The organism is Urbifossiella limnaea (genome assembly GCF_007747215.1).
Classification (GTDB): Bacteria; Planctomycetota; Planctomycetia; order Gemmatales; family Gemmataceae; genus Urbifossiella; species Urbifossiella limnaea.
This window is the reverse complement of sequence record NZ_CP036273.1, coordinates 3,863,150-3,882,611: the sequence shown is the minus strand read 5'-3', so window position 1 is coordinate 3,882,611 and position 19,462 is coordinate 3,863,150. Positions and strand designations below refer to the sequence as shown.

The 19,462-nt window shown below is 72.7% G+C and carries 17 protein-coding genes and 2 pseudogenes; 4 read left to right on the top strand and 15 right to left on the bottom strand.

Annotated features, from left to right (window positions below; translation table 11 throughout):
* Positions 1-7: 7 nt before the first annotated feature.
* Positions 8-583, bottom strand: coding sequence for an RNA polymerase sigma factor (locus ETAA1_RS15960; RefSeq protein WP_202920932.1), 576 nt, complete (start codon positions 581-583; stop codon positions 8-10).
* A 541-nt stretch (positions 584-1,124) separates the two neighbouring features.
* On the opposite strand from ETAA1_RS15960, the gene ETAA1_RS15955 reads away from it, so the two are divergent.
* Together ETAA1_RS15955 and ETAA1_RS15950 are read left to right on the top strand one after the other, a co-directional pair.
* A complete protein-coding gene (locus tag ETAA1_RS15955) occupies positions 1,125-2,210 on the top strand; it encodes a hypothetical protein (RefSeq protein ID WP_145240121.1) in 1,086 nt (361 codons plus the stop codon).
* A 1,147-nt stretch (positions 2,211-3,357) separates the two neighbouring features.
* Entirely contained in the window at positions 3,358-6,540 is a 3,183-nt protein-coding gene (locus ETAA1_RS15950; protein WP_145240119.1) for an ATP-binding protein, read from the top strand.
* 141 nt (positions 6,541-6,681) lie between these two features.
* On the opposite strand, the gene ETAA1_RS31980 is transcribed toward ETAA1_RS15950, so the two are convergent.
* The 12 genes from ETAA1_RS31980 to ETAA1_RS15895 form a co-directional block, all read right to left on the bottom strand.
* Positions 6,682-6,834, bottom strand: a complete 153-nt coding sequence (locus ETAA1_RS31980) for a hypothetical protein (RefSeq protein WP_202920931.1) — start codon at positions 6,832-6,834, stop codon at positions 6,682-6,684.
* Between the two features lie 99 nt (positions 6,835-6,933).
* On the bottom strand, positions 6,934-7,116 hold the full coding sequence (locus ETAA1_RS15945) for a hypothetical protein (protein WP_145240117.1): 183 nt from the start codon (positions 7,114-7,116) through the stop codon (positions 6,934-6,936).
* 87 nt (positions 7,117-7,203) lie between these two features.
* A complete protein-coding gene (locus tag ETAA1_RS15940; RefSeq protein WP_145240116.1) occupies positions 7,204-9,054 on the bottom strand; it encodes a hypothetical protein in 1,851 nt (616 codons plus the stop codon).
* A gap of 232 nt (positions 9,055-9,286) precedes the next feature.
* A complete protein-coding gene (locus tag ETAA1_RS15935) occupies positions 9,287-9,868 on the bottom strand; it encodes a hypothetical protein (protein WP_145240115.1) in 582 nt (193 codons plus the stop codon).
* Complete coding sequence (locus tag ETAA1_RS15930) at positions 9,865-10,143, bottom strand: hypothetical protein (protein ID WP_145240113.1); 279 nt, start codon at positions 10,141-10,143, stop codon at positions 9,865-9,867. Before ETAA1_RS15930 ends, ETAA1_RS15935 begins: the two co-directional genes overlap by 4 nt.
* Complete coding sequence (locus ETAA1_RS15925) at positions 10,140-10,355, bottom strand: hypothetical protein (protein WP_145240111.1); 216 nt, start codon at positions 10,353-10,355, stop codon at positions 10,140-10,142. Before ETAA1_RS15925 ends, ETAA1_RS15930 begins: the two co-directional genes overlap by 4 nt.
* Complete coding sequence (locus tag ETAA1_RS15920; protein WP_145240109.1) at positions 10,352-10,819, bottom strand: hypothetical protein; 468 nt, start codon at positions 10,817-10,819, stop codon at positions 10,352-10,354. The genes ETAA1_RS15925 and ETAA1_RS15920 overlap by 4 nt, the downstream gene beginning before the upstream one ends.
* Positions 10,816-11,010 carry a hypothetical protein gene (locus ETAA1_RS15915; RefSeq protein ID WP_145240107.1) on the bottom strand — a complete coding sequence of 65 codons (195 nt, stop codon included), beginning with the start codon at positions 11,008-11,010 and terminating at the stop codon, positions 10,816-10,818. The genes ETAA1_RS15920 and ETAA1_RS15915 overlap by 4 nt, the downstream gene beginning before the upstream one ends.
* The gene (locus ETAA1_RS15910) at positions 11,007-11,306 is read right to left on the bottom strand and encodes a hypothetical protein (RefSeq protein ID WP_145240106.1); all 300 of its coding nucleotides are present in this window, start codon (positions 11,304-11,306) and stop codon (positions 11,007-11,009) included. Before ETAA1_RS15910 ends, ETAA1_RS15915 begins: the two co-directional genes overlap by 4 nt.
* Positions 11,303-11,698, bottom strand: a complete 396-nt coding sequence (locus ETAA1_RS15905; protein ID WP_145240104.1) for a hypothetical protein — start codon at positions 11,696-11,698, stop codon at positions 11,303-11,305. Before ETAA1_RS15905 ends, ETAA1_RS15910 begins: the two co-directional genes overlap by 4 nt.
* Positions 11,699-11,747: 49 nt before the next feature.
* Complete coding sequence (locus tag ETAA1_RS15900) at positions 11,748-11,954, bottom strand: hypothetical protein (protein WP_145240102.1); 207 nt, start codon at positions 11,952-11,954, stop codon at positions 11,748-11,750.
* A gap of 23 nt (positions 11,955-11,977) precedes the next feature.
* A complete protein-coding gene (locus tag ETAA1_RS15895; RefSeq protein WP_145240100.1) occupies positions 11,978-13,228 on the bottom strand; it encodes a DNA modification methylase in 1,251 nt (416 codons plus the stop codon).
* 453 nt (positions 13,229-13,681) lie between these two features.
* Between ETAA1_RS15895 and istA the strand changes: the two are divergent.
* Both istA and istB read left to right on the top strand, forming a co-directional pair.
* Positions 13,682-15,142: pseudogene (gene istA, locus ETAA1_RS33845) on the top strand (IS21 family transposase); the annotation flags it as partial.
* Positions 15,143-15,164: 22 nt separating this feature from the next.
* Positions 15,165-15,947, top strand: a complete 783-nt coding sequence (gene istB, locus ETAA1_RS15885; RefSeq protein ID WP_202920930.1) for an IS21-like element helper ATPase IstB — start codon at positions 15,165-15,167, stop codon at positions 15,945-15,947.
* Between the two features lie 97 nt (positions 15,948-16,044).
* Here the strand turns inward: istB and cas5c are convergent.
* Positions 16,045-16,749, bottom strand: a pseudogene (cas5c, locus tag ETAA1_RS32905) (type I-C CRISPR-associated protein Cas5c); the annotation flags it as partial.
* A 14-nt stretch (positions 16,750-16,763) separates the two neighbouring features.
* Positions 16,764-18,992 (bottom strand): CRISPR-associated helicase Cas3', encoded by a 2,229-nt coding sequence (gene cas3, locus ETAA1_RS15875; protein WP_145240098.1) that lies wholly within the window; start codon positions 18,990-18,992, stop codon positions 16,764-16,766.
* Positions 18,993-19,462: the final 470 nt, after the last annotated feature.

Genomic DNA, 19,462 nt, shown 5'->3' with positions numbered 1-19,462 from the left:
GCCCGGCTCAGACGAGGCCGTCGAGCTCCTCGCGGAGCCGCTTGAGGACGCGGCTCTTGGCGACGTACACGGCCCCAACGGACATGCCCAGCTCGGCGGCGACCTCCGCGGCCGGCCGCTCGTCCACGCCGACGGCCTGGAACGCCTGCCAGGTCCGCGGCTCGAACTCGTCCCGGATGAGTTCCAGCCCGCGGCGGACGAGGCTCTGGCTGTCCGTCTCGTCGGCCTCATCGTCGGGCGGCAATTCGGGATGGAGGTGGAGGCGGACGTTGGCGGCGGAGCCGCCTTCGGCGGTCGGCCGGTCGGCCTGCCGGCGGAAGAAGTCGCGGACCTTGTACTGGGTGATGCGGCGGAGCCAGCCGCGGAACGTGGCCCCGTCGTGGTCGCGGCGGAACTCAACGACGCTGTGGAGCACGCCGACGAACGTGTCCTGCACCACGTCGGGGGCGTCCGCCTCGGGCACCCCGCCGCGGCGGACCCACTGGTAGACGACGGGCGTGAACAGCAGCACGAGGCGGTGCCACGCGGCCGCGTCCTGGTGGCGCACCCGTTCGAGCAGGCTCGGCGTGATGGTTTCGGACATGGCTCCGCACCTTAGCTCGTGGGCGTCGAACTCGGCGAAAGGTGCGGCATACCTCGTGGGACGGGCGGCGGTGGGGCGACTCAATTCACCCGACATTCTCACACCTCCAACGGGTGCGACGCAATTCCATTTCCGGAGCGCCAAGACCTACCGTGTCGGCGTGATCGGGACCTATGACGCCCCCCTCCTCACCTTCCCTACCCGTTGGGGGTTCCAACCCGAGTCGCCCGCGCGAGCAGTGGTGGTCAGAATCTCGTCCCCCCGCGAGGGCGACACGTCGGCCGTGTCGATGTCGTCGTCCTTCAACTCGACGAACCGACAAACCGGGTGCTGGCGGCCGACCCGGGGCACGGCCCGGCACGACCTCGGGGTGCTGTTGCGGGCGTTGTCGTGCCCCGGGGCAAGCGCTTCCAACGACGGGGATAACGTTGACGCCGGGTGAGGACGAGGCCTGCCCGCCCGAGTGTACCAATACCTCTCCCTCCGGAGCGAATGGTGAAGAGCAGGGCGAGACCGATTCCGGAGCGCGAACAGGCCGACCATGCCGCCAATCCGCCTCACCCTCGTGGTCGCGTCCGCCGGGTGGGCGGGTGTGACCGCGACGTCGGCAGTCGTCGGCTTTCCGGCTCCCCCGCTCTTCTGGGCCGGCTTCGCCGTCACCCTCGCCCTCGCCGGGGCAAACCTGGTCGCCGCAACCGCCTGCGGGACCGCGCCGGCCGCACGGGCGGCCCACGTGGCCGTCGCGCTGGGGGTGTATGCGACCGCCTTCCCCGCCGCCCATGCACTCCTCGGCCCCGGCCACTTCGACGCCCCGCCCGACGCCGGCCCGGGTGCCTGGGCGGCGTTCGCCGTGGCCCACCTCCTCCGCGCCGCCGACGCCCTCGACCTCGTCCGGGACTGGGGGGCGGTCCAGGCCGTTCGCCACACCAGCCCTACGGCCGCCGGACTGCTGGTCGGGTTCCACCTCATCGCCGGGGCGTTCGTGGTCGACGCGATCGGCCGGGCCGCCGGGCGCGCCCGCCGAACTCTCGTCGGGGACATGCCCCGGACGATGGCGGTCGTCCTCCTCTCCGTCTTCGCGCGGCTCGGGCTCGCGGCGTGTGCGGCCGTCCCGCTGGGCATGGCCATCGGCCAAGTCCAGAACTCGGGGATCCGGGTGTTCGACTGGCGGGCGGTGCCGCTGGCGGCTGCAGCGGCGGTCGGGTGCCTCGGACTGCTCCGGCTCGCCACCCGGCTACGCGACCGCTCCAGGGTGGGGCCGGCGGACCCGGGGGACGCGTTAGGGGAACTCGGGGCCGACGCCGGCCGGCCGCTGGCCCGGGCCGGGGCGGTCGTCCTCGCCCCGGCGTCGGTCGCTTTGCTGGTCGCGCTGGTGTCGATCACCGGGCTGGCGGCGAACGAGATCGGGGCGGCAGGGATGGCGTGGTGGGCGGTGGACCAGGCCCTTCGGGGGGCGGACTTCGCCGACGTGATGCAACTGTTCGACCTCCGGGTCACCGCCGGACCGGCCCTCCCGGCCGCGGTGCTCCCCGCGGTGTGCCTCCGGGCCGCGGGGTCGGCGGTCGTCGGGGTCGCCGTCCACCGGCTGTGGCGGCTGGCCCGGCCGGCCCCGGTCCCGACGAGGTGAGACCTGCGTCCGGGCAGCCGTGGTCGCCACCAGGGCGACGTACGAGGGCACCGCGGAAGCGATGGTGCCGGGGAACCGCACTCGAGCCGCCGTGACGGCAATGACACGGTGTCGGGGGGCGAAACTGCCGGTCGCAGTGTTCCGGGGGCGGTGGCCCCACAAGCGGCGCTGATGCAGGTGCTGGTGAGGGCGGGGCGGGGCGGGGCCAACCGAGCCGGAGCCGGCAACCCGTGCCGTGCCGGCGGCCGACCCGGGGCACGGCCCGGCACGACCTCGAGGTGCTGCTGCGGATGACCAGGCGGTGGCCCGAGGGCGGCAGCTATGCCCCTGCGCTCGGAACTCGGATCCCGGCGACCAGATCCAGGTACGTCCCAAACGCCTCCGCCCCGCCGCACGCCCGCACCTCCTCGGCCACCCGCCGTGCCGGCTCCGCCCCCGATGTATGCGAAGACGGCTACGAGACCCCCGGCGACGGTCGCCAGCACTTTACGGAAGCTCGCGGTTGCGCTGAACTCGAGCCTGGTGGAGCTACCAAGATCAGGGTATTGTGCGCCCAGAAACCCCTGTCCGAAGCGTTACGGACCATCCATGCGCGTCGAAGCCAAAGACCTCGAGCGGAGCTTCGGCGGGCAGGGAGGGCCGTTCGAGAGCTTCGTCTTCTCACTCATTCACGAGGCCGCGCGGGAGTGTGGGATCGCCGCAGACGCGGTCGGGTGGGATCCGCGGCCCAACGCCCCGGACGGGGGACGCGACATCGTCGTCCGGGAGGGTGACCCACGAGGTCCGGGACACTTCATCCCGGATCGGCCGTCCATCTGGTCCGTGAAATCCGGCGGAGACGGGGTCAAGCGCGCGACGCTTCGGCACGAGATCCTGGAGCAACCCAAAGGGGGTGGTCGGCCCGACCATCCGAACGTCCGTGCCGCCCTGGGACGCGGTGACGTGTACGTCTGGTGTGCCGTCCAGCCGATCGACCCCGACGACCGGGACGGGATGGTTGAGGAGGCCTTGAACATCGCGGCGGAACTCGGGGTCGACCCCGGCCAGTTCGCCTTTCGCTGGCAAGACCAACTGGCTGTCGCGGCGGAGCGATTCCCGAACGTGGTCCCCGTCCACCTGCCCCCGCTGGCTGCACGATGGGCTGGGGGTGCGATACCTCCGCGAGTGGGAGCGGGAGTCCAACCTGGCCAACGCGTGGGCCGATTTCGGGGACCGGGCCGGGCTCGTGGACCGCGTCGCGCGGCACCTTCTCGGGCGGGACGCGCCCAACGTCCTGCACGTTGCCGGGCTCTCCGGGATCGGGAAGACGCGGGTCGCGTTCGAGGCGTGTCGCCGGAACGAGCGGCTGAACGGGGTGTTCTACCTCCCGCGGTACACGGACCTCACGCTGGCCCTACGGCGGGCGATCGAGGCGGCGGACGCCGTGACCCTGGTGGTGGACGAAACCTCGTTCTCCGAGTTCGAGCAGGTGCGGGCGCTGTTCGCGGACCGCCCGGCACAGGTGCGGATCGTGACGCTCGGCCCCGCCGCCCGCCAGCGGGTCCATGCTCACCCGGACCTGATCGTGGTGCCGGAACCGCAGACCGAGGGCGAGGTGCTGGCGGTCATCCGCGGGCCGGGGCAGTCGCTCCCCGAAGCGGTCCTGCAAAGCATCGCAGCCCGGTCGGCTCATGACCTCCGACTCGCCTTGCTGCTGGTCGAGGCGACCCGCCGGAGGCCGGACTTCCAGACCGTTCCGCTGCTCGACTTCGACGGCGTCTGGCGGCGGGTGACGACCTTGTTCTCGTCACACATCCCGGACCCGGTCGCCTTCCGCTCCCGGTACGAGGTGCTGACCGTCTCGGTCGATGTCGGCGTGAGGGACGAGTACGGCGACGAGCTCCGCGCCCTGGCGGGCTACTTCGGGATCCCCGAGTCGCACCTCCTCGACGCCCTGAACGTGGCGGAGGGCTGCGGGCTGGGGGTCCGGACGACGCGGTTCTTCGAGGGGGTGCCACACGCGCTCGCCGTCGGCCTGTTCCACGACCTCTTCCGGCGCCGCCTCCGGGACCGGCTGGAGGAGTTCATGGGCCGCCTCCCGGAGCGGCTCCTCCGGCGGTTCCTGGAGCGGTGCCAGGAGCTCCCGGGCGGCTTGCGGGAGGAGGTGGCCGACCACGTCGGCCGCGTCTTTCTGAACTGGCTGTCCGGGGCCGGTGTCACGGCACTCGTCGGCCGGTCGGACTCGCGGGTGTTCCAGACCTGGGCCGAGTTCGACCCGACCCAGGGCCTGGCCTGGCTCCGTCGGGCGGCCGAGGCCGCGTCCGCCGAGCAACTGCTCGGGGTCGACGGCGCCCCGGACGGCTCGGGCGGCTGGCGGGGGCGGCGGCAGCTCGTCTGGCTGTGCCAGAACCTGGCCGGGTTCGCCGACCACTTCGCGGCGTGCGAGGCGATCCTGTACCGGCTCGCCCGGTACGAGACCGAGCCGCGGATCGGGAACAACGGCACCGCCGTCTGGCGGTCACTGTTCTGGCCCGTCCTCACCCCGACCGAACTCCCGTTCGACCGGCGGTTCCGCACCCTCCTCACCCGCCTCCGGGCGGCGTCGGCTGACGACCTAGAACTGGTCCTGGAGGCCGCCTTCGCCGTGATCGACCCGCCGCACCTAGGGCTCGGCATGCCCCCGGGGATGGTCGGCGGGCGGGTGACACCGCAGCCGTGGATGCCGGCGTCACACGAGCAACTCCGGGAGTACCGGCGGGACGCGGCCCGTCAGGTTCTCGGAGCCGTGGCCACGCTACCGGAGCCGGTCAGGGATCTCGCCCGCCGCCGCCTGGTGAGCCGCATCCGGCGGTTCGGGTACGTCGGGGCGCTCGACGCGGCTCGCGGGCTGTTCACGACCTCTTCCCTTCCCGCCGACCTCCGGCGCGAGCTCGTGGTGGAACTCGACCGGACGATCGGCTTCCACCGGCGGATCGACGGTGGCGCCCGGCCGCCGGCCCACCTCCCGCTGCTGGAGCAGTGGCGGGCCGACCTCGCGGTGGACGACCTGGCGACCCGGATCCAGGACCTGACCGCCCACGGCTACCACGACCTGTGGATGGAGCACCAGTCGGACGCACTGTACGAGGCGCTGGCCGAGGAGCTGTTGACGACCCCGGGGTCGCTCGCCGGGTTGGGGGACTGGCTCGCCGCCGAAGCCGCCAAGGGGGCCGGGGCGTTCGGGTTCACGGTCGGCCGGCGGGATACCGCCGGCCGTTGCGCGGAGACGGTCCGGGGTTGGCTCGGGACGGACGCCGCCCGCCCGTTCGTTCTCGGCTACCTGCACGGGGTCATGGCCCGGACCGGCGACCTGCCCGGCGACTGGGCCGCCGAGCTCGACGCGGTCGCGGCCGGGCATCCCGAGCTGGCGGTGATAGCGACCGTGACTGCCGACCGCGGCGCCCGCGGCGTCGACCGGATCCTGGCCGTCATCGGTCGGGTCACGCCGCCGGCATCCCGCCTCCTCCGGCAGCTCGCCTACGGCGGGTGGCGGGAGCGGTTGGTCGAGCCGGACCGGGTGAGAGTCCTGGATGCCCTGATGGGGTTGCGGGAGACCGGCGACCGGGCCGCGGTCGGCGTCGGGCTGGAACTCGTTGCGTTCTGGTACCACGACGCCCCAGGGCTCGACCCGACCATCGTCCCGGCAGCCGCCCGCTTGGCAGCGCTCGCCCCGACCGCCGAGGCGAGCCACGACCGGATTCACGACTGGCACCGGGTGCTGCGGCTCCTGGCCCCGTTCGACCCCCAGATGGTCGCCGAGGTCGTCGTCGGTCTGATTACCGGGTCCGGGCACGATTGGCGGCTCGACGACGGGAACGTCGAGGTGTTGGCCGCGGCCGGGCGGGTCGCGCCGCGGGGGGTGATGAACGTAATCGGGGCGGCGATCCTGGACCCCGCCCGCCGGGGCATCTTCGGGGTGGACGTGTTCCACGGCCTGTTCGAGGCGATCGGGGTGGCCGAAGTCCGCCGGTGGGTCGAGGCCCACGGCCCTGAAGCCCTCCGGTGGGTCGCCCGGCACCTGGACAGTCCGTCCGTCGGTCCGGCGGGAGAGGTCGTGATCCCGGCGGTGACGCACTGGCTGTTCACGGACCGGGAGGGTGACCAGGAGGCGTTCGAGTTGTACTTGATGGGCCGGCACAGCGGGGCGTTTATAGCCACGGACGATATGGCCGACCGGACCAGGGCGGTTATGGCACCGTTCACATCGCACCCGCTCCGGCGGGTGCGGGAGTGGGCCGAATATGAGATCCGGTCCGCCGAGCAGCACACCGACTGGCTGCGACGGGAGAACGAGGAGGATGAGCGGTTATAATGTCGCGGTCGCTGCGCACCAGGAAGCGGTGTCCGGTACGCTACCTCCGGTCCAGCCGACTCCGGTCGATACAGACAGCTCGAAGGGTGGCGTGTCTTGGCGCGGAGCTCAACGACAGTGTGGCCGTGAATCTATCGCCCGTTACGGTGGAGTAGTGATCACGACAGAGGATGTCGTGAGCCGCGCCTCCAGCCCCGCCAGCGCCGCCGGGTCCGGCCCGGTCCCGTCGAACACCACCGTCGCCACTCGCCCATCGTCCTCGAAGTAGACCCCCGGCGGCAGGTCGTCGGCCATCCCGCTCCCCCACCGGGACGGCGACCACCAGGTCGAGCTGACTCGACTGCGGGAGCCTGCGGAGCACCTGGCGCAGCTTCTCCAGCCGCACCCGCACCCTCATCGCCCCTCCCCTTCCCACCACGCCAGCCGGGCGGCGAACACCCCCGCCAACTCCTCGGCGACCGACGCCGCCGCCCGCGACGGCCCGGGCGGCTCCGACCCCGCCCGGTGGATGAACGCCTCCCCGTCCGCCCCCGGGGTCTCGTCCGCCTCCGCGTCAGCCTTGGCTGCGGCCAGCACCTCCCCGCCGGCCAGGTGCTCGTCCAGCCCCCCGGACGGGAGCAGGTGTTCGCCGTAGAACCCCGCCGGGACGCCGTGGGCATCGGCCTACCACCCATCCGCAGCGTCGGGGAGGATGCCGGCGGCAGCCCAGGACCGGTAGTACTCGAGTTCCCGCGGGGTGAGGAAGCCGCCGGCCGCGGCGTCGGCCACGCCGGCGAGTTCACGCCGGGCGACGTCGTACCGCCCGGCGACGCAGGCGAGCCGGGCGAACAGGCCGCGGAACTTGCTCAGCTCCGGGTCGGCCCGGGTGAGGACCGTGAGGGCGGTGCGGGTGAGCACCCAGACGTTCGGCCGGCCGTACGCCGCCCGGAGGTCCGCCAGCTGGGTGGGGAAGACGATCGGCCGGGGGAGGGTGTGGTGCGCCATGACGTGGGCGACCGGGACGACCGGCAGCCGGCCGTGGACGTTCCGGGTGCGGACGCACTGCCAGGCGAACCCGAGGTAGTCGTCGTCGGTGCCGTACCACTTCGGGTGGAGGTACTCGATCTTGACGGTACACGCCGGGGTGTTGTCCGGCTCGGCCCGCATCGCCCGCCCGAACCAGCGCTCCATCTCCTCGCGCGGGTGGCCCAGCCCGACGCACACCCACAGCATCTGGGTCGCCGCCTCGGGCCGGTCCGGGTCGAGGTCGTGGGCCTCGGCCAGCGCGGCCTCGGCCTCCGCCATCCGCCGCCGCAGCAGGCGGTGGCCCTCGGGCGTGACAGTGTCCGCGAGCCCGCGGCCGCGGGCGTCCCAGGCGTGCCGGATCAGGAACGACCCGGTCACGACCAGCCGGGTGTACGCCGGCGCGCCGGCCTCGGCGAGGCGGGCGGCGGTCTCCGCGTGGGCCTTCTCCCGCGTCCCGCCGCCGGCCATCACGTACTCCTCCCGCACCCGGGCCAGCTCGACCACGTCGGCCTGGGTGTACGGGTCGGGGTCGCGGCAGGCGCGGCCGAGCGCCTCCCAGTACCGGGCGTCCCAGACCCGCGACTCGGGCGGCGGCGGGTCCCGGTCGCCCGGCAGCTGGAGGGTCAGGAGGTTCTGGATGGCGTGGGCCTTCCGCACGCCCCCGTACTCGCTCGCCCAGAGAGCCTCGACGATCGGGACGAGCGTGGCGGCCGCCTGCCCGAGTAACGGGAACCGGTAGGCGGCGTGGTCCAGCCGGTGGCGGAGGTACAGGACGAGGGGGTCGTCGCACCCGGCGGCGATCGCGGCGGCGAGCGCGTCGTCGCTCGAGAGCTTGACCCGGTAGTCGAGCCCCGAGGGCTCGCGGGCGGCGAACTCGTCGGCCCGGAACTGGAGAGCCTCGCGGGCCTTTCCGGCCCACGGCGCCTGAGCCCCCTTCGACCGGTCGAACCCCCCAACCAGGCTGTCGCGGTACCAGGCGCGGCGGGCGGCGCGCCGGGACGCGGCGCGGGCCGCATCCTGGGGGATCGGCTCGGGCTGTTCGGCCGCGCGCTCGTCGAGCCAGCGGAGGGTCGCCGCGTCATCGGGCTCGGCCGGGGCGAACGGGTCTTCCTGCTCGGGAGCCGGGGGGAGAGCGGGCGGCCGGACCGCGGGGGGCGCGGCCGGCGGGAGTCTCGCGCCGGCGACTCCCGGGCCGGCGTTCGGGTTCCGGAAGGCCAGCACGAGGCCGCCGGCGGCCCCCGCCACGACGACCACGGCGCCGAGGCCGACGAGCACCAGCGGGAGCACTCTCCGCCCGGCGGTTGAGCGACCCGCCCGCGTGCGCGACCGCCGCCGGTCGGAGCGGCCCGATTCCTGCGGGTCCGGCTCGACGACCTCGATGTCGGGCTCGGGACCGGCGGGTACGGCGACCGCCCCTCCGCACGTCGGGCATCGCAACTCGACCCCGGCGGCGGCGTCTGGCGCGCGGAGGCGGGTGAGACAGGTCGGGCACTCGACGGGAATGGGCATGGGGCACCGGGAGAGGTCACCGGCGGGCGGGGCCGCGTGTCGGGCGCGTCACGGCAGGTGGTAATTCTCCGCACCCGCGTCGGCGGGGCAAGCGGTGGGCGGGGATTGCTGCCGGGGGATGACATCCGGCGGCCGGCGATCCCGCCGCCGACCGGGACGGCGATGATGAGTCGGCCTGGCGGCGGAAAGCGGCCGACCAGTATCCGTAACTTCTCCACCCGCCCGCGCACCTTCATCGCCCCTCACCCTCCCACCACCCCAGCCGGGCGGCGAACACCTCCCCCAATTCCTCGGCCACCGACGACGCCGTCCTCACCTGGCCCACCGGCCCACCCCGCGCGGCGATTATCCCCGCCACCTCGTCCGCGGTGACCTCGTCCCTCTCGGCCTCGTCCTCGGCTATCCGCAGCACGTCCCCGCCGACCAGTGCCACCTCCAGCCCGCCACACGGCAGCATGGCCCGCTCGCTGAACGTGGTCCACCCGTCCCGGGCGGCCAGGAGCAGGTAGCCGAATGCCCTGGCGACGTTGCCCATCCGCCCGCCCGGCCCCTCGTCGTAGTCCTCCTCGAGGCGTTTCGTCTGGAAGAACCGGGCGGTCAGCTCGAATCGCTCGGCCCGGTGGCGGTCGAGGACCTCCCGGAACGCCATGTACCGCGGGAACGTATCCGGCACGACGACGGGCACTCGCGGGGCGGTCGCGACGAGGCGCTCGTGCTCCGCGTCGTCGCCGCGCCCGCTCGCGGCCAGCATGAGCGCGAGGCGCTCGTCGGGCCGGAGCACGGCGTAGCGGCGGGCGAGGCGGTCGGCGGTCACGACGGGCTCCTCCGGGACAGGACGGCTTCGAGCGCCACCACCCGAGCGGCGACCTGGTCGGCCTCAATCGCGTCGAGCGCGACGCGGGCGATGGCGCCGACGGCCCGCGCCCGGGCGACCGGGTCGGCGGTCGGGTCGGCGCGGACGCGCCCGGCCTCGGCCTCGAGCAGCGCGAGCACGTCGGCCGGGGACCGCAGCCGCACCGGGGCGTCGACACCTGTCGCTGCCCGCAGGAACACCGCCCGGCCGAGCCGGGCCAGCCGCCCGCGGGTCATCGCGCCCCTCCCGCACCCGAGTGAGCGATCAGCAGCGCCGCCGCGTACGCCACCGCGTTCAGCTGGTCGGCATCCGCCCGGTCGAAGTCGGCCATCGACACCGTCCCGGCCGCCAGCCCGGCCAGCAGCGCCGCCGGGTCGGTCGGCACCCCCTTCGGCCGCCGCCCCGGCAGCCGCCGGGTCAGCCTCGCCACCCGGCCGTGCAACGTCATGGCGGCGGCTCCGTCCACCAGTTGGCGGCGTGGGAGGTGACCCCGCCGCAGGCCGGGCACGTCGGGAAGACGACGATCGACGGCGGCGGGCTCGGGTCGCGGGAGTCGGTGGTCAGGAGCGGCACCCCGAGCCCGCACCGCTCGCAGTGGTGGCCCAGGAACCAGGCGTGTGGCCGGCCCAGCAGCCACTCGACCAGCGCCCGCGGGAACTGGAACCCGGCTGGCGCGACGGCCCACCTTGCGAACGGCCGGGCCACCCACGAGTGGAGGGCGTCGTCCCCGTCCGGGTCGCGCAGGGTGATCCCGACCGCCATCCGCAGGTCCTCGGGAACCATCATGAGGAACGCCACCCGCTCGGCGTGCCCCGCGTCCACCGCGGCGGCGACGGCGGCGTGGCGTTCGCCCGCCTCGGCCTGGCGGCGGGCGAGGTCACCGATACGGCGGGAGAGGGCGCGGGTGCTCACGCGGGCTCCGGGTCGTCGGGGGCGTACAGGACGAGGACCGCCCGCCCGCCGGGCATCGGGTAGCGGCCCGGCACCTCGGTCCCGCAGTCCTTGACCGGCAGCCACACCTCCGTCGGCGCCACCGCGGCGGCGGCGGCGACCGACTTCACCGCCGACCGCAGCCGATCGAGTCGGCCCCGACGCGCACTCACGACCGCCTCCCGAGGTCAGCCGTTTCGACAGCGGCGGGGGGCGGGACGACGTCCGGCCCGAGCACGATCTCCAGCGCCGCCGGCGGCGCCTTCCGGAGTACCCGCTCCCGTGGGACCGGGTCGGGCTCGTCGCCATCGTACACCACGTCGATCACTCCGCCCGACCGGTACACCCCCGGCGGCCGGCCGTCCGGGTCGCCCCCGGCCGGCACCCTCACCACGATGTGGGCCAAGTCGTCCCCGTCCCGCCCGACCAGCCCGGCCCGCAGCCGCGCCACCCGCCCGCGGACGTTCACCACCGCCTCCCGCCGCCGTCCGGCGGGCCGAGGGCCTTGACCTTCTCCTCCAGGTCCCGCAGCTCGGCCTCCAGGTCGGCCAGCTCCCGGATCTTCAGCCCGACCTCCAGCACCGCCTTCGCCGCCCCCAGCCGCACGGCCGGCGGGGCCGACTCCTTCATCAGCGCCAGGAGCGTCCGCACCGCCTCGCCGGACGCGGCCGACAGGAGCCCGGCCGACCGCCGGACCATGTCGGAGCGGACCTGCTTGACCCGCAGCTGGAAGTCGGCGTCCTTGAGCCGGGTGTAGACCGTCCGCTCGGACAGGTCGCACTGCCGGGCGGCCGCCTCCACCGTGGCCCCGCAGGCGAGCGCGAGGACCAGGGCGTCGTCGTTCTTCTTCCGGGCGACCATGCGTCCCTCCCGCGAACAGGGCGAACTTGCAGACTTTTTCCGCCGATCTTCAGGGTCCGGGCGGGTCCGCCGGCGGTTCGCCCGCCTCCACCACGACCTCGTCAATCACCAGCACGTGGCACCCGCCACACATGGGGCACGGCGGCGGGTCGGCGTCCTCGTCGGCGGCGAGTCGGTTCACCACCCCGGGGCCGGGACAGCCGGTGGTGGCGGCCACCGCCGCCGCGACCGCCCCCACCCGCTTGCTGAGCCGCATCGGCTGCCCCTCGATCGTACCGGCTACGCCGCCGCTGCTTCGGCCCGCCGCGCCGCCACCACGTCCGCGTGGGCGACCTCCGTATCGCCGTCGAGCAGTCGCACCGGCACGGCATCGCCGAACGTGGCCCCGGCACGAGACAGGATGACGTCACAGTACCGCGGATCGACCTCCAGCAGCCGCGCGCTACGGCCCGCCTGTTCGGCGGCCACCAGCGTGGTGCCGCTCCCGCCGAACGGGTCGAGGACCACCCCGCCGACCGGGCAGCTGTTGGCGAGCAACGCCTGGAACAGGGCCACCGGCTTCATGGTCGGGTGCTCGGCGTTCCGGGCCGGCTTGTCGAACTCCAGCACGGTGGTCTGGGCGCGGCCGCCGAGCCACGTGTGGGGGGCGCCGTCGGCCCAGCCGTAGAGGCACGGCTCGTGGCGCCACTGGTAGTCCTGCCGCCCGAGCACCAGCGCCGGCTTCACCCACACCAGGCACTGCCGCACCCGGAGCCCGGCCTCGGCCGCGGCCCGGCGGACGGACAGCCCGAACGTGTCGGCGTGCCACACGTAGAACCCGCCCCCCGGCCGCAGGTGCGTTCGTGCTGCCGTAAGCGCCGAGAAGAGGAACTGCTGGAAGTCGTCGGGGGACAGGTCGTCGTTGGCGATGGTGAGGCGGTCGGCGGTGCCGCCCTCGTACGCGACGTTGTACGGCGGGTCCGTCAGCAGCACGTCCGCCGGGTCCCCGCCCAGCACCCGGGCCACGTCGGCAGCCTTGGTTGCGTCGCCGCAGAGCAGGCGGTGGCGGCCGACGGCCCACAGGTCGCCGGGGCGGGTCACCGGCACCGCCGGCGGCTCGGGCACGGCGTCCGGGTCGGCGACAGCTGCCGCTGGCGGGTCGGCGAGCAGCGCCAGCAGGTCGTCCTCGGCGAACCCCGTCAGGCCGAGGTCGAAGTCGACGGCCTGGAGCGCGGCCAGCTCCTGGGCGAGCAGCCCGTCGTCCCAGGCGGAGAGCGTGGCGGTCTGGTTGTCGGCGATGCGGTACGCGCGTGCCTGCTCGGGGGTGAGCCCGCGGGCCACATGCACCGGCACCTCAGTCAGGCCGAGCTTGAGAGCCGCCTTGTACCGAGTGTGCCCGACCACGATCACGTCCTGCTCGTCCGCGACAACTGGTTGCTGCCACCCGAACGCCTTCAGCGACGCCGCGACGGCATCGACCCCGGCGTCGTTGTGCCGGGGGTTCTGCGGGTACGGCTTGAGCCGCCCGACCGGCCACATCTCCACGTCCATCGGCCACCCCTCGCGTGTGTGCGCTGCCCCATACCCCTGTCTGTTGCCCGCGCCGGCGAAAAGTGTCTCACCAACCCGGCGGCTTTCCCCGCCCGGGTACTACTCCCGGCCCGGCCAGAGTGTCCGCGGATTGTTCCGCTTCGCTGGAAATTGATGGGAAAATCTGCTTCTGCGCTGGATGTCGGCGGGCGGCCGAGCCAATGTGTCACACCCCGGCCGACCGGCTCGGGGCACCCACGGGAGAGGCACATGGCGACGAAGGCGAAGGCGGACGCGAGCGCGACTGCGGCGGGTACGAAGAAGGCGGCGAAGGATGAAATGGCGACCGCGGCTCCCCCGCCTGATTGGCGACAGCCGGTTTTCCCCTTCAACGACAGTTCCATTTCCCGCCGTGTGACCCTCCGATCGCCGGTGTGGCTACGCTGACCGACCCCAGGGGTTCGAGGGTTCGGCATGCGTGTCACGGATCAACAGGTTCGCACGTTGCGGCGACTGGACGCGCGGGGCACGCCCCGCGCCGTCGCCGCCCTCCGGTCCGGGATGGATCCCAAGACCGCACGCAAGTACCGCCGGCTCGCCCGGCTCCCCAGCGAGGCACGGATGCCGCATCCCCGACGCACCCACCCGGACCCGTTCGACGCCGTCTGGACCGGTGTCGTCGAGCGACTCGCCCTCAACCCAGGGCTGGAGGCGTTGACCCTCTTCCAGCACCTCCAACGCGAGCACCCCGGGCGGTTCCCCGACGGCCAACTCCGCACCTTCCAGCGGCGGGTCAAGACGTGGCGGGCGACCCACGGTCCGGCGAAGGAAGTGTTCTTCGCCCAGGTCCACACCCCCGGTCGGTTGTGCGCGTCCGACTTCACGCACCTGACCAAACTGGGGGTGACCATCGCCGGCCAGCCGTTCGACCACCTGATCTACCACTTCGTCCTGACCGACTCGAACTGGGAGACCGGCACGGTGTGCTTCGCCGAGTCGTTCGAGACGCTCGCCGAGGGGTTGCAGAACGCGCTGGCGGAACTCGGCGGCGTGCCCGCGGTTCACCGCACCGACCGGCTCACCGCCGCCATCCCGCCGGGCACGACCGGGGCGGAGTTCACCCGGCGGTATCAGGCGTTGCTCGCGCACTACGGCCTCGAAGGGCAGGCGATCCAGGCCGGGCACGGCAACGAGAACGGCGACATCGAGCAGCGGCACCACCGGTTCAAGCGCGCACTCGACCAGCAGTTGATGCTCCGCGCCAGCCGGGATTTCACGAGCCGGGCGAGCTACGAGTCGTTCCTCCGCGAGTTGTTCCGGCAACTGAACGCGAACCGACGTGTGAAGCTGGCCGAGGAGGTGAAGCACCTGCGTGCGCTGCCGGGGAGGCGGTTCGAGTCCGCGGGTCGCGTGCCGGTGAAGGTGTCGGCGGGGAGTACGGTTCGCGTGCACGAGAACACGTACTCGGTGTCGAGCCGGCTGATCGGCGAGCGGGTCGAGGTGCGCCTGCACGCCGAGCACGTGGAGGTGTGGTACGCCCAGACGCGGGTGGAGCAGATGCCGCGATTGCGTGGTCGCGGCCGGCACCGGATCAACTACCGGCACGTGATCGACTGGCTGGTTCGCAAGCCGGGGGCGTTCGCGGCGTACCGGTATCGTGACGACCTGTTCCCGACCACCACGTTCCGGATCGCCTACGACGTGCTGCGACGTCGGGTGCCGCCGCGGGCGGACAAGGAATACCTGCGGCTGCTCTTCCACGCGGCCCGCGACAGTGAGGTGTCCGTGGAAGCCGCGATCCGCGTCGTCCTCGCCGCCGACGGGACGCCGACGGCGGACGCGGTGCTGGGTCGGCTGCGGGAGTCCTCGACCACCCCGACGATCCCGGTCGTCGTCGTCGGGCCGGTGGATCTGAACGTGTACGACCAACTCCTGAGTGCCACGGAGGGCACCTCCCATGTCGAAGGCGATGACCGAGGGCGAGCAGTTGACGGGGAACCTGAAGGACCTGGGCCTGCCGACGATGCGGCGGACGTTCGCGGCGGCGGCGGGTGCGGCGCGGGCGAACGAGCAGACGTTCGAGCAGTACCTGCTGGGCCTGACCGATGCCGAGGTGAGCCACCGCCGCGAGAACCGGATCGGGCGGTTGCTGCGGGCGTCGAAGCTGCCGCTGGAGAAGAGTTGGTCGGCGCTGGACACGAAGCGTCTGCCGTCGAAGGTGGTGCACCAGGCGAAGGCGTTGCTCGACGGCGGGTTCGTGGACCGGCGGGAGAACGTGCTGGTGTTCGGGCCGCCCGGCTCGGGGAAGACGCATTTACGTTGTGCGGTGTCGCAGGAGCTGGTGCGTGCGGGGCGGAAGGTGCTGTTCACGACGTGCAACCTGCTGGTCCAGGAACTGCTGCTGGCGAAGCGGGAGTTGAAGCTGCCGAAGGCGCTGAAGCGTCTGGGTGGATACCCGGTGCTGATGGTGGACGACCTGGGGTACGTGCAGCAGAGCCGGGAGGAGATGGAGGTGCTGTTCACGCTGCTGGCGGAGCGGTACGAGCGGGGGAGCGTGCTGCTGACGAGCAACCTGGCGTTCTCGGGGTGGGAGTCGATCTTCAAGGATCCGATGACGACGGCGGCGGCGATCGACCGATTGGTACACCACAGCGTGATCGTGGAGTTGAACGTGCCGAGCTACCGGGCCGAGCAGGCCAAGAACCGACGAGCGAAGACCGCGGGCGAGGCGACGACGTAACGAGTGCCGAGGAGCAGGCGATCCAGGCGGAGAACTGACTGTCGCCAAGAGGGAAGCGGTGCTGTCGCTGATCACCGGTCGTCACCTTCGCCTCGAAGAAGCCCGGCCGGCGGGTGCCGTCGGCCGCGAACTTCAGGTCGTACAGCATGAACCCGAGCGACTCAGTCCACCCGGTCAGCGGTTCCTCGCTGCCGTCGGGCGGGGCGAAGTGCGCGGCTAACTCGCGGACGCCGAGGTACGGGCGGTGGAAGCACTGCCCCTTCTCGACGCGCCGCTGGAACATGCCGACGTACTTCGCCACCGTGTCCGGGCCGTGTTCCTCGTCGGTGTCCTCGGGGCGGGTGCGCGGGCGGTTGGCCCGGTCGGTGAGTTTGGGGCTGGCGTCGATCTGGTAGGCGACGTGGTGCAGCATCCGGCTGTTCCGCTGGGTGCGGTTCTGCCCCTGTGCTCCCTCACGGCCAGCAGAATCGACGAGGTACGGCTCGAACGTGTCGGGCGCCTTCATCCAGCCCTCGACGGTGCGCGGCGGGATGGTGCCCTGGATTTCGTTGCGGCGGACGCCGATCATGCGGTAGTGCTGTCGGGCCTCGGCCGCGGGGAAGCCGGCCGGGAAACGCGGCTTCAGGACGGTGATGCGGCGGACGTGCCACGTCATCTGCGGCTTGTACAGGATGGCGTCGAGCACGCCGCGGGCGGCCGACGGCGTCATCACCGGGTAGGAGATGCGCTCGACGGACAGTTCCGGGCGCGTGAACAAGGCGAACTCGCCCCACACCTTCACCGCGACTGTTGGCGGTAGCATCCGCGGCTCCTCGGTTACAGGACGAACACGTCGGCCATTTCCTCGACGATTCCGGCATCCTCGTCGTATTCGCCGTCCCAGACCAGCACCTTGCCCGGCCCCTCGTGGTACAAGTGCCCCAGCTTCGCCATCTTCGACGGCAGCAGGTTCACCTGAAACCGCGCCAGCGCCCGGTACGTAGACTTCCGCGGCGCCGACTCGAGTTCGACCAGCAGCGCCGCGATTTCCGCCTCGTGCGACTTCCACGCCCGCACCACCACCGGCTGCCCGGCGTCGTCGATGAGCTTGTACGCCTCCGCCGCGGCCCGGAACTTCCACGCCCGCCGCAGTTCGAGGACGCCCGGCGCGTCCAGCGCCCCGGGGCCGCCCGTGAAGTACAGCCGGCGGAAGTAGTCGGTGATCGTGTCGGGGTCGTCCACCCGCGGGCCGTCGCCGTTCGCCGCGATGATCTGCTCCAGTTTGTCGCGGCCGGCCGTGTACCACCCGCCGGGGATCGTGCCTTCCGCGCTGCGGAACACGACCACCTTGCTCTCCGCCCACGGCCGCTTTCCCTCGCGGTTGCAGCGGCCGGCGGCCTGGATCACCGACTCCAGCGGCCCCATCTCGCGCATCAGGAACGGGAAGTCGACGTCCACACCGGCCTCGATCAGTTGCGTGGACACCACGAAGCACGGCGCCTTGGCGTCCAGCAGCCCGCGCACCTGCGCCAGCTTCTCGCGGCGGTGCTGCGGGCACATCCCCGTCGACAGGTGGAACGCCCCCGGCGTACGCTTCGCTGCCAACTCCGCGAACACCGCCCGCGCCGCCTTCTTCGTGTTCACCACGCACAGCGCCGAGCCCGCGTCGCGCATCCGTTCCGCCACCTCCGCCCACGACAGCTTCGGGTCGTCGCGCTTCGGCCACACCACGTCCACGCGCTTCAGCGACGTGAACAGGTTCGCGTCCCCCGGGATGATCTCCTCGGCCGTGAGCCGCTCGTCGGCCTTCAACAGGTCGTGGTCGAACGCCGGCTGCGTGGCGGTACACAGCACGACGGTGCAGCCGAGCCCGCCCTCGCCGACGGGGGCGGTGAGCTGCTTCAGCATCCCGCACGTCGGCGCCACCAGGCCCGGCGGCAGCGACTGGCACTCGTCCAGCACGACCACGCTGCCGGCGACGTTGTGGAGCTTGCGGCAGCGGCCCGGTTTGTTACTGAACAGGCTCTCGAAGAACTGCACGTTCGTGGTCACCACCACCGGCGCGTCCCAGTTCTCGGCCCGGCGGGCGGCCGCCTCGCGCCGCGTCTCCGCCGTGTCGGCGTCGCCCGGTGGCTCGGCCAGGCTGTGGTGCTCCAGCACCGCCGCGTCGTGCCGGCTGACGCCGAGCGCCTCGCGGATCACGTCGGCATTCTGCTCCAGGATGGTCGTGTACGGGGCGACGTAGATCACCCGCCGGAGGTGGTTCCGCTCGGCGTGCTTCAGGGCGAACGCGAGGGCCGCGAGCGTCTTGCCGCCGCCGGTCGGAACGGTCAGTGAGAACAGCCCGGGCGGTTTCTCAGCCGCCGCCAGACACGCCGCCAGAACCGTGGCGCGGGCCGCCTTGACGTGCGGTTCGAGCGGCCGGGCGGCGAGGCCGGCGAGGTGCGCTTCGACGTGCTTCCACCTCTTCTCGGGTGCGAGCGGCGGCGGAGCCGGGTCGGCTGAGTAGCCCTTCGTCTGCTGCTCGTGGCGGGTCGTGTCGGCCCAGTCGGCATCGACGAGGCAGGCGAACAGCACGCGGGCGAACAGGTCGGCGGCGAACTCGCGCGGCACCGGCGGCAGCCCGTCGAGCGCGGTCGCGAGGTCCGGCAGGTCGGCGACGGCGGCGGCCCACACCGCCTGCCAGTCGGCGGCCGGCGACTTGAAGCCGGATTGCAGGTCCGCCAGGTCCGGCAGGCCACCGTGGTGCCCGAAAATGGCGAACGCAACGGCCCCGCACTTCGCCGCCGCCGCCCGCGCCGCGCCGGCCTCCTTGTGGAGCCGGTCCGGCAGCGGCGGGTCGGGGTAGTCCGGGTGGATGTAGCGCTGGAAGCCGGGCCGGTACTTGCCCAGGTCGTGGAGTAGCCCGGCGGCGGCGGCGTGGGCGGCGAGGCCGGGCATGCGGGTCGCGACCGCCCGGGCCCGTGCCGCCGCGGCCACGCTTCGGAGGTGTTCGGCGAGAAGCTGGAACAGGGCCGGGGCCGGGCGGCCGGCCGTGTCCCGGGCGGAGTGGGCGTAAAAGGTCATGCGAAGTGTGGTGACGTTCGGGCCGTGCCGGGTCGCCCTCCAGTGGGTTCGGCGGTGACGGACGGGTACCGGGGGTGCCCGATCGGTTGTGTGCAGGGGAGTAGACCGACCTCCCTGCCGCTCGCCGCAGACGAGCAATGAGAACACGCCCGACACCGCGAAACAATGTCAGAAGCGAAAGCCGATACGAGAATAGGACGAAATGGGCCGGGTGCCCTCGTCCGCTTCGCCTGTCACTCCGAAAATCGCCAGAATGCACACGGCGGCCGGGCGCCGGCGACTGAGCGCACACCGCACGGGTGACACCGCCTAGGTAGGGAGGCACTCCGGAAATGGTTTTGGCGTGCCGCGCAGCGGCGCTCCCCGCGAATCGACGGCCGGAAGATCGGTCGCGGGCGAGAGTGGGGAGGGCGGGGGGTGCGGCCCGTCGACACTTCACAACTACCACAACCCCGTCGACGATCAACTGC

What these genes read in the sequence shown, in the direction of transcription:
- ETAA1_RS15960 (WP_202920932.1), bottom strand. Translation starts at nt 583, where the DNA reads ATGTCCGAAACCATCACGCCGAGCCTGCTCGAACGGGTGCGCCACCAG.
- ETAA1_RS15955 (WP_145240121.1), top strand. Translation starts at nt 1,125, where the DNA reads ATGCCGCCAATCCGCCTCACCCTCGTGGTCGCGTCCGCCGGGTGGGCG.
- ETAA1_RS31980 (WP_202920931.1), bottom strand. Translation starts at nt 6,834, where the DNA reads ATGGCCGACGACCTGCCGCCGGGGGTCTACTTCGAGGACGATGGGCGA.
- ETAA1_RS15940 (WP_145240116.1), bottom strand. Translation starts at nt 9,054, where the DNA reads ATGCCCATTCCCGTCGAGTGCCCGACCTGTCTCACCCGCCTCCGCGCG.
- ETAA1_RS15930 (WP_145240113.1), bottom strand. Translation starts at nt 10,143, where the DNA reads ATGACCCGCGGGCGGCTGGCCCGGCTCGGCCGGGCGGTGTTCCTGCGG.
- ETAA1_RS15925 (WP_145240111.1), bottom strand. Translation starts at nt 10,355, where the DNA reads ATGACGTTGCACGGCCGGGTGGCGAGGCTGACCCGGCGGCTGCCGGGG.
- ETAA1_RS15905 (WP_145240104.1), bottom strand. Translation starts at nt 11,698, where the DNA reads ATGGTCGCCCGGAAGAAGAACGACGACGCCCTGGTCCTCGCGCTCGCC.
- ETAA1_RS15900 (WP_145240102.1), bottom strand. Translation starts at nt 11,954, where the DNA reads ATGCGGCTCAGCAAGCGGGTGGGGGCGGTCGCGGCGGCGGTGGCCGCC.
- ETAA1_RS15895 (WP_145240100.1), bottom strand. Translation starts at nt 13,228, where the DNA reads ATGGACGTGGAGATGTGGCCGGTCGGGCGGCTCAAGCCGTACCCGCAG.
- istB (WP_202920930.1), top strand. Translation starts at nt 15,165, where the DNA reads ATGTCGAAGGCGATGACCGAGGGCGAGCAGTTGACGGGGAACCTGAAG.
- cas3 (WP_145240098.1), bottom strand. Translation starts at nt 18,992, where the DNA reads ATGACCTTTTACGCCCACTCCGCCCGGGACACGGCCGGCCGCCCGGCC.